Here is a 14,002-nt window from a genome sequence, read left to right on the forward strand (position 1 = left end):
GTTACCGGTCAACCTCTCCAAACACGATATCGAGAGAGCCGAGGATCGCCGAGACGTCGGCGAGCTGATGCCCCTCGCAGATGAAATCCATCGCTTGCAGATGCGCGTATCCGGGCGCCTTGATCTTGCAGCGATAGGGCTTGTTGGTGCCGTCGGAGACCAGATAGACGCCGAATTCGCCCTTCGGCGCCTCGACGCAGGCATAGGTCTCGCCCTCGGGCACGTGATAGCCCTCGGTGAAGAGCTTGAAGTGGTGGATGAGCCCTTCCATCGACCGCTTCATATCGCCCCGCTTGGGCGGAACGACCTTGCCGTCCCGAGAGAAAACGGGGCCGCGCTCCACGGTGAGCTTCTCCAGACACTGCTTCATGATGCGGACCGACTGGCGCATCTCTTCCATGCGGATGAGATAGCGGTCGTAGCAATCGCAGTTCTTGCCCACGGGGATATCGAACTCGAGCTCGTCATAGCACTCGTAGGGCTGGCTCTTGCGCAGATCCCACGGAGCGCCGGAGCCGCGCACCATCACCCCGGAAAAGCCCCACTTCCAGCAATCCTCAAGGCTGACGACGCCGATATCGACATTACGCTGCTTGAAGATGCGGTTTTCCGTGATGAGGCTTTCGATATCGTCGAGCGCCTCCAGAAAGGGATCGCAGAAATCCCAGATATCGTCGAGAAGTGCCGGGGGAAGATCCTGATGAACGCCGCCGGGCCGGAAATAGGCCGCGTGCATACGCGCGCCGCAGGCCCGTTCGTAGAAGACCATCAGCTTTTCGCGCTGCTCGAAACCCCACAGCGGCGGGGTGAGCGCGCCGACATCCATGGCCTGCGTCGTAACGTTGAGCAGATGATTGAGGAGACGGCCGATTTCCGAATAAAGAACACGAATGAGCTGTCCGCGCTTGGGCACCTCGATGCCGATGAGCTTTTCGACCGCCAGCGCGTAGGCGTGTTCCTGGTTCATCGGCGCGACATAGTCGAGCCGATCGAAGTAAGGCACGGCCTGCAGATAGGTCTTGTGCTCGATCAGCTTTTCGGTGCCGCGATGCAGCAGTCCGATATGCGGATCGACCCGCGTCATCAATTCGCCGTCAAGTTCCAGCACAAGACGTAGAACTCCGTGTGCGGCCGGATGCTGCGGACCGAAATTGATGTTGAAGTTGCGGACCTGCGCCTCAGCCATTTTGGCTTTCCTGCTCTTTCGCGTATAGCGCGTAGACTTCGGCGTTCGTCATTTTCTGCGTCTCATTGGCGAACGCATAATTGCCGGGCTTGTCGTCAATGAAGATCTCCGAGGTGAAGGAGAATACGTAAGGGTCATCAAAAGCTTGCGCTGAAACAACGATATGCGCCCCGTCCTTCGATCGCCACATCAGAGAAGAACCGCAGGTTTTGCAAAACACCCGCTCGCCCCATTGCGACGAAGAATAAATGCCCAGCTCCGCTTCATCGGCGATATCGATATCGCTGCATTCCACCGCCATCAACGTTCCCCCGCTCCAGCGCCGGCACATGGAGCAATGACATACCCCCATCGTCCTGGCCTTGGGCACGGTGGCGAAACGCACAGCGCTGCGAAGACAGCCTCCCGAAAGTCTCTCCCATGCCTTAGTTCCCCTTCGCCTTTTCGTCACCGGGCAAGACGTAATCGGTGCCCTCCCAAGGCGACAGAAAATCGAAATTCCGGAATTCCTGGGCAAGCCGGACAGGTTCGTAGACGACCCGTTTCTGCTCGTCGTCGTACCTGACCTCGACAAACCCGGTCAGCGGGAAATCCTTCCTCAGCGGATGGCCGTCGAAGCCGTAGTCGGTAAGGATACGGCGCAGGTCCGGATGACCGGAGAACAGCACGCCGTACATGTCGTAGACCTCGCGCTCGAACCAGTTCGCGCTCGGGAAGATCGAGGTGACGGAAGGAACGGCCCTCTCCTCGTCCGTCATCACCTTCACCCGGATGCGCAGGTTCTGGCGGGGGCTGAGGAAATGATAGATAACGTCGAACCGCTGCGGGCGCTGCGGCCAGTCGACACCGCAGACGTCCGTCAGATTGACGAACTGGCAGCGCACGTCATCCCGCAGAAAGCGGACCATCTCAACGATTGAATCCGAAGCCGCGCGAACCGTGAGTTCACCGTGCGCAACCTCGAAGCCGGGCACATCGTCCCCGCGGACCTGCAAGATATATTCGCCGAGTTCCTGAAGTGTCTCGTCCATCGTACCTAGAACCTGTGCGTCGTCGATTACAATCTAGCGTTCGATCGTGCCGGTGCGGCGGATCTTTTTCTGCAGGAGCAGAACGCCATAAAGCAGAGCCTCGGCCGTCGGAGGACATCCAGGAACATAGATGTCGACCGGCACGACGCGGTCGCAACCGCGCACCACCGAATAGGAATAGTGATAATAGCCACCACCGTTGGCGCACGAGCCCATGGAGATGACGTAGCGCGGCTCGGGCATCTGGTCGTAGACCTTCCTGAGCGCAGGCGCCATCTTGTTGGTGAGCGTACCGGCGACGATCATGACATCGGACTGACGCGGGCTGGCGCGCGGTGCGAAGCCGAAGCGCTCCACGTCGTAGCGCGGCATGGAGACCTGCATCATTTCGATCGCGCAACATGCGAGACCGAAGGTCATCCACATCAACGAGCCCGTTCGCGCCCACTGGATCAGCTTGTCACTCGTGGTGACGAGGAAGCCCTTGTCGGCCAGTTCGTCATTCATGTCCTGGAAAAACGGATCGTTCGATCCCACCGGCTTGCCGGTATTGGGATCGATAATCCCCTTTGGCTTCGGTGCCACCAGGGTGTCGGATGGGCTCAATCCCATTCCAGCGCCCCCTTCTTCCACTCGTAAATAAAGCCAATCGCCAACACGCCCAAGAATACCATCATTGACGCGAAGCCGTACCACCCGAGTTTGCCGAACGTGATGGCCCACGGGAACAGAAAGGCGACTTCAAGATCGAAAATGATGAAAAGGATGGCGACCAGATAAAAACGAATGTCGAATTTCATGCGCGCATTATCGAACGCATTGAAGCCACATTCGTAGGCCGAATTCTTTTCCGCGTCGGGGCTTTTAAAAGCTATCAGGAATGGCGAGACGAGAAGGGCCAGACCAATGACGAGCGATATCCCGATGAAGACGACGATGGGAACGTAGTCTTTCAGAAGATCTTCCATGGTCGATCATCCTTGCGCGTTGGTTCGGTCTAACCGCGCGGAGCCGGAATGGAGAGAAGCGGGCGGAGAACACGCTTTGCGTCTCGATTAGGATTCCGAACCGCCTCCCAGAATGGGCAGCGCGATCAAGGCGCGACCGCACGCTTATCCCACAGATCCGAACGTGGCAAGTCCCCAGCAAGCGAAGACATCCGCCATTTGACTGTATCTTGCCGCACCGCATCACCGCCAGCCGCAGAATTACGGGGATTGAGAGAAATCTACGAATAATCGACATGAGTTCGCCTTGAGAAGCGCGCAGAGGCACCCTGCCCTTCCCTTGCAGGCGACTCAGACGGACTCATTGAGAGTCGAATAATACTTGATTTTATTACTCATGTTTTAGCCCCTCCCCCCCCCCTGATCGAGGGTCCCGATCAAAGGCCATCGAGGGGAACGCCCGACCGACCACCTCGAAGTCGAAGCAGCGGAGCGAAGACGGGTCGGGGCTGATTTGAGCCGGATCGGATCCGGCAGCAGACTGACGCAGATAGTGCGTCCTGCCCGCGCGATACGCGGTCGCGCCAGCAGCATCAAGCCGACGCAATCGGACAGACAAAGCCAAAGTCCGCTTGCTTTCGGAATAGCGGCGAAGTTTCGGGAAAACGAGAAACTGCACTTTCCGTGCGACACCACGTTCCATATCGTTGCGATATATGCGCCACCGGGGAGGGAGTGGCGCGAGTGACGGGACTCGAACCCGCGACCTCCGGCGTGACAGGCCGGCACTCTAACCATCTGAGCTACACCCGCGTTCGAAGCGGTCGGCCGCTGAGAAGTGAGCGTGGTGTACGGTGCTGAGCTTCGGAAGTCAAGCGCCCCAAAATGCGTTCTGCATCGTTTTTGTGAAAACTCCCGCGCCAACGCCGGAGTAAGACCATTTTCCCTGAAATCTCCAGCGTTTGTACCTGTGGAAAAGCCCGATAAGAAAAAACATGCAGAATTCCTTATGTTTTTACGTAAAGCTTAGGTGATTATCCCCATGTCAGGAATATCAATAATTCTTTAAAATAGTCGGCATATAGGAGCCAAAGCACACCAGTATCTGATCAACTGAATAGTGGCGTCCGCCTGGAGCATATAATGCCCTTCAAAATCCTAAACTCGCTCTCCGGGAAGCTGTATGGCCTCGCCTTCTTCTTCAGCATGTGCTTCGTGGTCATGCTCGACTATCAGCTTTACACCCTCCACACGAACCTAGATGCGTTCAAGCGCACGGAAATTCGCAGTGTCGGCAAATCTGCAAGAAGCATTGCCGCCGGCTTTGCCGCCAAGGCCAAAGCCGGGGAAATGACGGTCGAGGAGGTTAAGGCTCGGACCAAAGAGGCGATCAGCAGCATCCGCTACGCCAGCAAGAGCTATGTTTTCGTCTACCAGTCGGATGGCAACACGGTCATTCACCCGGTGCATGCGCTGGGCAAGAGTCGTCATGACGCGCGCAACCCCCAGGGCCGCTATCTGGTGCGCGAGTTCATCGACGTGGTCAACAAACAGGGTTCCGGATACGTCGACTACGGCCAGGAAGACAAGAACGGTGACTTCTGGCAGTAGACCAGCTACATCGACTACTACAAGCCTTGGGACTGGATCTTCGGCACCGGCGCGCTGCTGAAGGATATGAAGGCCGCCTTCTGGCGCGAAGCGCTCAAGAGTGCCGACCTGACCCTCGTCTTCATGATCGGCTCGCTTGTCGTGACCTTCTTCATTGCCCGTTCGCTGGCCAAACCCATCCGCAGGCTCAACGACCAGATGGATTCCATCGCGCAGGACAATTTTGACCAGGAAGTCGAGGGAACCGAGCGCAAGGATGAAATCGGTGCCATGAGCCGCGTCGTGGCCGTGTTCCGCAAGAACGCCCTCGACCGCCGTCGGCTGGAGAGCGAAAGCGAAGAAGAACACCGCGCCGCCGCGAACGTCAGAACCAGACCGAAATCCTGATCACCGACTTCAAGGTCGACGTGGAATTCGGCTCTCGACGTGGTCAACCAGAACTCCAACCGGATGGACGAGGCCGCGAAATCTCTGAAGGCCAATGCCGCCCACACCGAAACCAGCGCGGGCGACGCCTCTGAAGCCTCCGAGCGTGCCAGCCAGAACGTGCAGACTGTGGCATCAGCGGCAGAAGAGCTTGCCGCTTCGATCGGCGAGATCACCCGTCAGATCTCTAAGAGCAACGAAGTCGTCTCCAAGGCAACGACCAGCGCCAAGGTGGCGAGCCTCGACGAAGCCGCGCAGAAGATCGGCGAAGTGGTCAGCCTCATCCAGGCCATTGCCGAACAGACCAACCTGCTGGCGCTCAACGCCACCATCGAGGCGGCACGTGCCGGTGAAGCCGGCAAGGGCTTCGCGGTCGTGGCGGCTGAGGTCAAGGAGCTCGCCAACCAGACGCCCAAGGCCACCGAGGAAATCTCCGCCCATGTCGGCGCCATCCAGGGCTCGACCAAGGAGACGGTGGACGTGATCGAGCAGATCGCCGCGATCATGGAAGAGGGCAGCGGCTACACGACGGCCATTGCCGATGCCGTGGAACAACAGGGCCTCGCCACTGCGGAAATCTCCGAGAACGTGCAGGCCGCCGCAAGCGGCACTCGCAAGGCCAGTGACAACATGATCCAGCTGACCAACACCGCGACCGACACGTCTCGCACCGCCGAGATGGTTCTGGACGCCTCGGGACAGATGTCGTCCAGCACGACGGATCTCTCCGAGCGGATCAACCGGTTCCTCAACCGCGTTGCCGCCGCCTGATCCGGGGACTTCTCCAGATCACATCAAGTCTCTCTATCAGGCAGAGGTCGTCGCGATTTCGCGGCGGCCTTTTTGTTTGCGCCTATCGCGTTGTGTCCTGTGCGCGGCCGCAGCCGTCAAAGAGTTCATTGCGCACGTAGTAATACTCATTCAGATGAAAATTATTCCCGACTAACGCCGTAACGGCTCTTCACATTTAATTAACATCGCACATTGTGCGAATATCTGCTCAACACCGATTTTGATACAAAATACCCACTGAGACTTCAGCGAAACCCAACGGATTGCGGACATAATAGTCTTCTCACGGGATGACGGATTCGGGTTCGGATACGTCCTCAACTCCCGAAAGCATGGGGCTCCGTCGAAAATTCGAGGAAACCATATCGCATCACCCGTGATTTTTATGATGAAGGTCACATCACGAAAGACCGAAAACGGCCAAACTCGCCATCGGCAACACAGAAAACGGAGAAGACTTCCTCGCCGCATTTCATGTTCGCCGGGCCCGATCGACGACCCGCTGAGGGTCTTGACCGATTTGCGCCGATGATCCGCGCATTGCCCGGGAGGCAGTTATGAATGGGAAGCTGACATCCGATCGTACGTTTCGGCTGCCGAGCAGCCGTAATCTCGCCGTTGCCGCGCTGGCAGCGTGCCTGACGGCAGCGTCCCTCACGATGCCCGCCTTCGCCCAGCCGCAACTATCCGATGCGTTGGCGAGTGTCGCAAAGGGAACGGAGACCTCGACGATCATCGACGGGATCACCAATTCCCAAGGACGCGGCGACCGGCTCGCGGTCACGGTTGCGCGCGTCGCGGGTCACCAAGGAACCGCGGAATCCACCCGCGACATGAACATCTGGGTCGGCGAGGTCGAACTCAAGGGCCGAAAGACGGTCTGGGTTGAGCTGATCGACAAGTACGGCGAGGTCGTCTACGACGCGGAAGTGAAGAAGAACGAGACGTACCTCCTCCCCGACGGTTGCGCCATCGTTGTTCGCGCCCTGCCCGACGGCACTCAGATCGCGGAGCTCAACACTGAGCGCGTCGCCTCCGACGCCAACCTCGTCGTGACCCGCCGAGTGGTCGAAAAGGATCAGGAACCGACGTCGGTCGAATTCTTCGAGGAGCAGGCCACGGACGCCACCCAGCCGCGCGAACCCGAAAAGGAGTCCGCGCTCGTGGTACTCGCTCACTTCGGCGAACGTGTCTGGGCGAGCATCACCGCCTTCGTCAGCGGTGCAGCCGACAATATCCGCTACACCTTTCGCTGGATCGTCGATGTCGCGACCGCCTGATTGACGCCATTTCCCGACAGATCGGGCCAGGCTGCCATGGAGGCTGCCCGGCCTTTTCCTGTCATTGGCAAAATTCTGCGCATTGATTAAGGCATATTGCCGAGCCCCGTCGCCAAACAGAGATTGAGATGCCCTCCTCCCACCCTGTCATCGTCTGGTTCCGTGACAACCTGCGCCTTGCCGCCAATCCGGCCCTGACAAGGGTAGCGCGAACCGGCGCAGAGGTTCTCGCCCTCTACGTGCTCGATGACGAATCGGCTTCCGGCGACCCTCTCGGCAGGGCCTCGCGCTGGTGACTGCACGGCTCGCTGCCGAGCCTGCAAGCGGACCTGAAGGAGCGTGGCGTTCGTCTTGTTCTGCGACGCAGCAACGAGGCGGAACAACTGGTGAGCCTGGCCGGACAGGTGAACGCGCAAGCAGCCTTCTAGAACCGGCGCGCGGCACAAGCAAACCGGGGAGAGGACGACGCGGTTGCCTCTCAATTGCGCCAGAACAGCGTCGAGGCGGACTATTTCGCTCCGAACCTGCTTTTCGCGCCCGGTACGATCCGCACGAATTCCGGTGGCGTCTATCGCGTCTTCACCCCCTTCTGGCGTGCGGCGTGTCAGCTGACGCCCGACAGGCCGCTCCCCGCCCCGCAAGGCCTCACCGGATGGCAGGGAGAGGTCGACGGAGACGCGCTCGAGACATGGCAATTGCGCCCCAGCCGTCCGGATTGGGCCAAAGGAATCGCACAAGCTTGGGCACCCGGTGAAAGCGAGGCGCAGAACCGCCTGCAAGGTTTCATCGACGGAGCGACCAACACCCTATGCCGACGGCCGCGATCTACCGGCAGATGCGACGACCTCACGGCTGTCACCCTCTCTGCGCTTCGGAGAGATATCGGCGCGCCAGATCTGGCACGCGGTCAAGGCCGGACTGAGCACGGGCGACGTTTCCGAGAGAGACGGAGAGAAATTCCTGGCCGAACTCGGCTGGCGCGAATTCTGTCATCATCTGCTGAGCGACCATCCCGACCTCGCGACCTCCAACTTCAACCGCGACTTCGATCATTTCCCCTGGGAAGTCGACGAAAACGCCCTGCAGAGCTGGCAGGCCGGACAGACGGGTTACCCGATCGTCGATGCCGGATTGCGGGAACTGTGGTCCACGGGATGGATACACAACAGGGTTCGCATGATCGTCGCCTCATTTCTGACCAAGCATCTCCTGATCGACTGGCGCTCGGGCGAACAATGGTTCTGGGATACCCTGGTGGATGCGGATCCGGCCAACAATCCGGCAGGATGGCAGTGGGTGGCCAGTTGCGGCGCCGATGCGCCCCCCTATTTCCGGATCTTCAATCCGGCTCTGCAAGGCGAGAAATTCGATCCCGACGGGGCCTATACCCGGCATTGGGTGCCGGAACTGGAACATCTCGACAAACGCTGTCTCCACCACCCATGGGATGCTCCCGGGGAGGCATTGCAGAAGGCCGGGATCGTCCTCGGTAAAACCTATCCCGCCCCGCTCATTGACCACTCAAAGGCCAGAAAGCGGGCACCGCACGCTTATGAAGCAATGAAACAGGCGAAATCATAGTCTCTCATTGCATACAGAACATTGATGTTTTTGGCGCAAATCAGTTTTTCGATACTCCCTTCCCATAGTTTTATTTTTCAATCAGTGCCGCCTCGCTAAAAATCGGTTCTCTTGAAGGGGGGAAGTAACGAGGATTAGCTTGTGCGCTCCTTGAACCAGCATTGACTGAAAACGATGACCATCTGCCCTTCCCTAGTGGACGCGATCGGAAATACGCCGCTCATCCGTCTGAACGGAGCCAGCGAAGAGACCGGGTGCGAGATCCTCGGCAAGGCCGAATTCCTCAATCCGGGCCAATCCGTGAAGGATCGCGCCGCCCTGTTCATCATCCGCGATACGATGGAATGCGGCGTTCTCAAGAAGGGCGGCGTCATCGTGGAGGGAACGGCAGGCAATACCGGCATCGGGCTGACCCTCGTGGGCAATACGCTGGGCTTTCGATCGATCATCGTCATTCCCGAGACTCAGAGCCAAGAGAAGAAGGACATGCTGCGCCTGGCGGGGGCCGAACTCGTGGAGATGCCCGCCGTCCCCTACAAGAACCCGAACAATTACGTGAAACTGTCCGGCCGCCTTGCCGAGCAGATCGCAAAGACCGAACCCAACGGCGCGATCAGGGCGAACCAGTTCGACAATGTCGCGAACCGTCGGGCCCATATCGAGACGACGGGCCCGGATATCTGGGAGCAGACCAGCGGCAAGGTTGACGGCTTCATCTGCGCCGTCGGCTCGGGCGGCACGCTTGCGGGCGTGGCGATGGCGCTGAAAGAGCGCAACAAGGATATCAGGATCGGCCTCGCCGACCCCATGGGCGCCGCTCTCTACAGCTATTACACGACCGGCGAATTCAAGTTCGAAGGCTCTTCGATCACCGAAGGCATCGGTCAGGGACGCATTACCGCGAACCTGGAAGATACCCCGATCGACACCGCCTTCCAGATCCCGGACGAAGAAGCACTCTCGGAAATCTTCAAGCTTCTGGAACACGAGGGCCTGTGCCTCGGCGGCTCGTCCGGCGTGAACGTTGCCGGCGCAATCCGCCTGGCGCGCGAGATGGGACCGAGCCATACGATCGTCACCGTGCTGTGCGACTATGGCAATCGCTATCAGTCCAAGCTGTTCAATCCGGACTTCCTGCGCTCCAAGGGGCTGCCCGTGCCGGAATGGATGGAACGCAAGGTCAATATCGACGTTCCGTATCAGCCCGTCGACTGAAGCCGGTTGCGTCTTGATTGATTCAGCCGGATCACCGCAAATATCGAGAACCGTCGACGGTTCGCGCAGCACGTCGGCTGCGCCCTGCCATGCCCGGCATATCCGGGACCGGGCGGGATAAGGTACTTCTGGTGTCAGTATGGTAGGCGGAACGGAACATGGCGGTTTTGATCGAAAAGGTCGGCATCGTCATTCCGATTATCGCCGTCCTCCTTTTCTACGGGCTCGCCTCGGTCTGGGAACTGCTGTACGGACGTAGTTCGCAAGACTCGATCGCCTGGCTGCTGTCGCTGTTCTTCTTCCCCTATGTCACGGTCTTTCTCTATCTCGCCTTCGGCTGGAAGCGGTTCGACGACTATGTCCGGCTCCGGCGCCGGGTCGGTTCAAAGCCCGCAAGAAGCAAGGAAACCTATGATGCGGAGCTGCGTGTCATCCACCGCGCCGACGAGTCCTCCGACGCATGGCCGCTGCTGGTCAACATCTCGCAGTTGGCGTTTCTGGGCGGCAACGAAGTGGAGCTCCTGATCGACGGGCGCGCGACCTACGATTCCATCTTCGCCGGAATTCGCGCCGCGCAGGACTATGTGCTCCTGCAATTCTACATCATCCGCGATGACACAGTTGGCCGGGAGCTGGCCAACCTGCTGATCGAGAAGGCGCGCACCGGGGTCACCGTGCTGTTTCTCTATGACGACATCGGATCCGCCGATCTGCCGAACCGCTACCTTCACCGACTGGAAGGGGTCGGGGTTCACGTCAGCGGCTTCAATCGTTCCCGGCCGATGTTCCCGCTTCTCCGACCCTTCCGGATCAACTTCCGCAACCACCGCAAGATCGTCATCGCAGACGGACACCAGGCCTGGATCGAGGGACTGAACGTGGGCGCAGAGTATCTCGGCAATACGCCTCATTTCCGGCGCTGGCGCGATACGTATGTGCACGTGAAAGGCCCGGCGGCACTCGCCGCCCAGATCTCCTACGCCGAAGACTGGCACTGGGCGACCGGCAAACCGCTGCACGCGACATGGCCGTCTCCCGTTCCCCAAAGCGACGGCGAGCCCACCCTCGTCATGCCGTCGGACCCCGCAGACACGATCGAGACCTGCGCCATCGCGTTCACCGAGGCGATCGGACAGGCCCGCAAGCGGCTGTGGATCGTCAGCCCCTATTTCGTGCCGGGAGAGGAAATCCAGACGGCGCTGTCCGCGGCCGGTGCTGCGCGGAATAGATGTGCGGCTTCTGGTGCCCCTGCGTCCCGACAACTGGGTCATCGGGCTGGCGACGGAGTGCTTTGCCGAACTGATGACCGCACAAGGCGTGCGCACCTACTTCTATCGCGAGGGGGTCCTGCATCAGAAGATCGTGCTCGTCGACGACGACCTTGCAAGTGTCGGAACGGTGAATTTCGACAACCGCTCCTTCCATATCAATTTCGAGATCACCTTGTGGCTGACGGAGCCGAAGATGACCTCGTTCATTCACCGCATTGCTGGAAGACGACTTCGCCCACAGCACGGAACTGAAGCCCAAGGACTTCACCACGCGTCCTCCCTGGCGCAAGTTGGCGCGCCGCTTTGCACGGCTCTTTGCCCCCCTGCTGTGAACCACCGGGCGACACTGAGGCTATTCCCTTATCCCGCGCCCATGTTCTAAGATCCGGGACTCCCGCCACTATAAGGTGCCGTACCCCGATGACCGAACCTCTCTACCGCTACGATTCCCACCTGAGCACCTGCGAAGCGCGCGTCACCGGTATCAACGAGCGCGGCGGCATTCTCCTGGATCGAACGATCTTCTTCGCCACCGGCGACGACCAGCCGGGCGATACCGGCGAACTGGAACGCTCCGACGGAAGCCACATCGCCATAGGCACCACCGTCTTCAGCGACGACAAGAGCGAAATCACCCACGTGCCGGGCGAAGAAGGCGGATCGCTTCCGGAGATTGGCGAGATCGTCGTTGCGCATATCGACTGGCCGCGACGCTATCGCCACATGCGCATGCACACCGCACTGCATACCATCTGCGCCGCGATTCAGACCAAGACTACCGGAGCACAGATCGGCGCGGAGGAAAGACGCATCGATCTGAACATGCAGGATCCGCCCGACCGGAATGCCGTCCACGATGCGACCATGAAGGCGATCGACGCAGACCTCGCCGTCACCAGCGAATGGATCACGGACGAGGAACTGGATGCCAATCCGGATCTCATCAAATCGATGAGCGTCTCCCCGCCGCGCGGCTCCGGGCTCGTGCGGCTGGTTAGAATCGGGGACACTTTCGATCTGCAGCCGTGTGGAGGGACGCACGTGAAATCGACCCTCGAAATCGGCCCCGTCACGATCACCAAGATCGAAAAGAAGGGCCGGCTGAACCGGCGTATCCGGATACGTCTCGACGAGTGATCTCTCACTCACAAACACAAAGAACATTCCAAGGGGAGGCCTCATCATGGACCGCCGCAATATCGTAACTACCGAATGGCTTCAGGATCACCTCGACGCACCCGACGTGGTGATCCTCGATGGTTCCTGGTACATGCCCGCCGACAATCGGGACCCGCGCAAGGAACATTTCGAGGCGCACATCCCGGGCTCGCTCTATTTCGATATCGACGCCATCGCCGATACGACCAGCGACCTGCCGCACATGTTGCCCACCCCGGACGCCTTCTCCTCGATGATGCGCAAGATGGGCATCGGCGACGGTCAGACGGTGGTGGTCTATGACGGAACCGGGCTGTATTCCGGCGCGCGCGTCTGGTGGACGTTCAAGGTCATGGGCGTCGATCACGTCTACGTGCTGGAAGGCGGCCTTCCCAAGTGGAAAACCGAAGTCCGGTCCATCGTTTCCGGCCCCGTTTCCAGGCCCGAGTGCCATTTCACGGCGCGCTTCAACCATGCGCGGGTGCGCGACATTGATGATATGCGCCAGGCCTCGAAGAATGGCGTTCAGATCGCGGACGCCCGCTCGCTTGGACGTTTCAACGCGACCGAGCCCGAGCCCCGTCCGGGCCTGCGCAACGGGCACATTCCCGGCAGTGTCTGCGTTCCCTACGCAACCGTGCTCGAAAACGGCAGCACGCTGAAATCCGTCGACGAAATCACGGCCGCCTTCCGCGAAGCCGGCATCGATCCGACCAAGCCCGTCATCACCACATGCGGCTCGGGCGTGACAGCCTCCATCCTCGCGTTCGCGCTCGATGAAATCGGCGCCCGTCACGTGGCCGTCTACGACGGATCCTGGACGGAATGGGGCGGGGCCGAGGACACGCCTGTCGAGCCCTGATTTCCGGACGGAAGCCCCATTCCTGAGGGGGATACCGACCCTAGCTGCTCCCGGCACGACGGACCGGGAGCGGTTACCTAACGTGTAGGGCAAGTTTTCACCGTCGCATCGAATATTGTCATATATGACTATATTTTTCCGGGACTGCATTTTTTTCGTTAGCTGCGAAACCTTTCCTTCAAATGCACGTTTACCTCCTGAAAGCGCGAACGGCGGATCATTGAAATCCCGCCCGACCGCTACGAGAAAAACGCTTGAGGAAAGAAATAACCATGTTTACCAAGAACGAGACTCTTGCCGCGACCGTTGCTGCACTTGCAATTGCAGCCCCGAGCCTGGCTTTTGCCGCCAATAACACCCGCCCGATCGAAGGCGTTATTTCATCGCCTCAGCCGGTTCAGTTCCAGTAGTCCTTTAACAAGACTGCTCCGAGCCGTGCGGTTGTTACCCCCACGAAGACGTCAAGCGTCGCGCTCCGGCGCCGCGGTGGATGAGTTGATGGACTACAACTCCACCCGTCCGTACGAAGGCGTGATCACCCACCCGGAACCGGTCGGCACCACCGACTAACAGCGGTTTTTGTACATTGAAAAACCGAACATGACCCGAAAGGGCATCTCCATCCCCGGGGCTTTCCGTCCC

General features: G+C 59.5%; 16 protein-coding genes, 1 tRNA gene and 1 pseudogene. 11 read left to right on the top strand and 7 right to left on the bottom strand.

Features of this window, described 5'->3' with window-relative positions:
* Position 1 precedes the first annotated feature (1 nt).
* From QNJ43_RS01350 to QNJ43_RS01375, 6 genes are all read right to left on the bottom strand, one after another.
* Positions 2 to 1,186, bottom strand: coding sequence for an NADH-quinone oxidoreductase subunit D (locus QNJ43_RS01350; RefSeq protein WP_300466761.1), 1,185 nt, complete (start codon positions 1,184 to 1,186; stop codon positions 2 to 4).
* On the bottom strand, positions 1,179 to 1,538 hold the full coding sequence (locus QNJ43_RS01355) for a GFA family protein (RefSeq protein ID WP_300467269.1): 360 nt from the start codon (positions 1,536 to 1,538) through the stop codon (positions 1,179 to 1,181). The genes QNJ43_RS01350 and QNJ43_RS01355 overlap by 8 nt, the downstream gene beginning before the upstream one ends.
* A 73-nt stretch (positions 1,539 to 1,611) precedes the next feature.
* Entirely contained in the window at positions 1,612 to 2,217 is a 606-nt protein-coding gene (locus QNJ43_RS01360) for an NADH-quinone oxidoreductase subunit C (RefSeq protein ID WP_300466763.1), read from the bottom strand.
* 33 nt (positions 2,218 to 2,250) lie between these two features.
* Positions 2,251 to 2,829, bottom strand: a complete 579-nt coding sequence (locus QNJ43_RS01365) for an NADH-quinone oxidoreductase subunit B family protein (RefSeq protein WP_300466765.1) — start codon at positions 2,827 to 2,829, stop codon at positions 2,251 to 2,253.
* Entirely contained in the window at positions 2,820 to 3,185 is a 366-nt protein-coding gene (locus QNJ43_RS01370) for an NADH-quinone oxidoreductase subunit A (protein WP_300466767.1), read from the bottom strand. Before QNJ43_RS01370 ends, QNJ43_RS01365 begins: the two co-directional genes overlap by 10 nt.
* Before the next feature lie 715 nt (positions 3,186 to 3,900).
* A tRNA-Asp gene (locus tag QNJ43_RS01375) sits at positions 3,901 to 3,977 on the bottom strand.
* A 330-nt stretch (positions 3,978 to 4,307) separates the two neighbouring features.
* On the opposite strand from QNJ43_RS01375, the gene QNJ43_RS01380 reads away from it, so the two are divergent.
* The 6 genes and pseudogenes from QNJ43_RS01380 (at position 4,308) to QNJ43_RS01405 (ending at position 10,069) form a co-directional block, all read left to right on the top strand.
* Entirely contained in the window at positions 4,308 to 4,775 is a 468-nt protein-coding gene (locus QNJ43_RS01380) for a cache domain-containing protein (protein ID WP_300466769.1), read from the top strand.
* 66 nt (positions 4,776 to 4,841) lie between these two features.
* Positions 4,842 to 5,162: a HAMP domain-containing protein gene (locus QNJ43_RS01385; protein WP_300466771.1), complete on the top strand. Its 321-nt coding sequence runs from the start codon at positions 4,842 to 4,844 to the stop codon at positions 5,160 to 5,162.
* A gap of 39 nt (positions 5,163 to 5,201) precedes the next feature.
* Positions 5,202 to 5,972: a methyl-accepting chemotaxis protein gene (locus QNJ43_RS01390; RefSeq protein WP_300466773.1), complete on the top strand. Its 771-nt coding sequence runs from the start codon at positions 5,202 to 5,204 to the stop codon at positions 5,970 to 5,972.
* A 578-nt stretch (positions 5,973 to 6,550) separates the two neighbouring features.
* The gene (locus tag QNJ43_RS01395) at positions 6,551 to 7,273 is read left to right on the top strand and encodes a hypothetical protein (protein ID WP_300466775.1); all 723 of its coding nucleotides are present in this window, start codon (positions 6,551 to 6,553) and stop codon (positions 7,271 to 7,273) included.
* A 128-nt stretch (positions 7,274 to 7,401) separates the two neighbouring features.
* A pseudogene (locus QNJ43_RS01400) lies at positions 7,402 to 8,854 on the top strand (deoxyribodipyrimidine photo-lyase).
* 174 nt (positions 8,855 to 9,028) lie between these two features.
* The gene (locus tag QNJ43_RS01405; RefSeq protein WP_300466777.1) at positions 9,029 to 10,069 is read left to right on the top strand and encodes a cysteine synthase A; all 1,041 of its coding nucleotides are present in this window, start codon (positions 9,029 to 9,031) and stop codon (positions 10,067 to 10,069) included.
* 383 nt (positions 10,070 to 10,452) lie between these two features.
* Here the strand turns inward: QNJ43_RS01405 and QNJ43_RS01410 are convergent, their stop codons facing one another.
* Positions 10,453 to 10,923 carry a hypothetical protein gene (locus QNJ43_RS01410; RefSeq protein WP_300466779.1) on the bottom strand — a complete coding sequence of 157 codons (471 nt, stop codon included), beginning with the start codon at positions 10,921 to 10,923 and terminating at the stop codon, positions 10,453 to 10,455.
* Between the two features lie 388 nt (positions 10,924 to 11,311).
* On the opposite strand from QNJ43_RS01410, the gene QNJ43_RS01415 reads away from it, so the two are divergent.
* The 5 genes from QNJ43_RS01415 (at position 11,312) to QNJ43_RS01435 (ending at position 13,930) form a co-directional block, all read left to right on the top strand.
* A complete protein-coding gene (locus QNJ43_RS01415; protein ID WP_300467270.1) occupies positions 11,312 to 11,722 on the top strand; it encodes a phospholipase D-like domain-containing protein in 411 nt (136 codons plus the stop codon).
* A 38-nt stretch (positions 11,723 to 11,760) separates the two neighbouring features.
* Positions 11,761 to 12,477, top strand: a complete 717-nt coding sequence (locus tag QNJ43_RS01420; RefSeq protein ID WP_300466781.1) for an alanyl-tRNA editing protein — start codon at positions 11,761 to 11,763, stop codon at positions 12,475 to 12,477.
* Between the two features lie 46 nt (positions 12,478 to 12,523).
* Positions 12,524 to 13,360, top strand: a complete 837-nt coding sequence (gene sseA / locus QNJ43_RS01425; RefSeq protein ID WP_300466783.1) for a 3-mercaptopyruvate sulfurtransferase — start codon at positions 12,524 to 12,526, stop codon at positions 13,358 to 13,360.
* A 272-nt stretch (positions 13,361 to 13,632) separates the two neighbouring features.
* A complete protein-coding gene (locus QNJ43_RS01430; protein ID WP_300466785.1) occupies positions 13,633 to 13,770 on the top strand; it encodes a hypothetical protein in 138 nt (45 codons plus the stop codon).
* Positions 13,771 to 13,795: 25 nt separating this feature from the next.
* Positions 13,796 to 13,930: a hypothetical protein gene (locus QNJ43_RS01435; protein ID WP_300466787.1), complete on the top strand. Its 135-nt coding sequence runs from the start codon at positions 13,796 to 13,798 to the stop codon at positions 13,928 to 13,930.
* Positions 13,931 to 14,002 lie beyond the last annotated feature (72 nt).

It is taken from the genome of Breoghania sp., from assembly GCF_030066895.1.
Lineage (GTDB): Bacteria > Pseudomonadota > Alphaproteobacteria > Rhizobiales > Stappiaceae > Breoghania.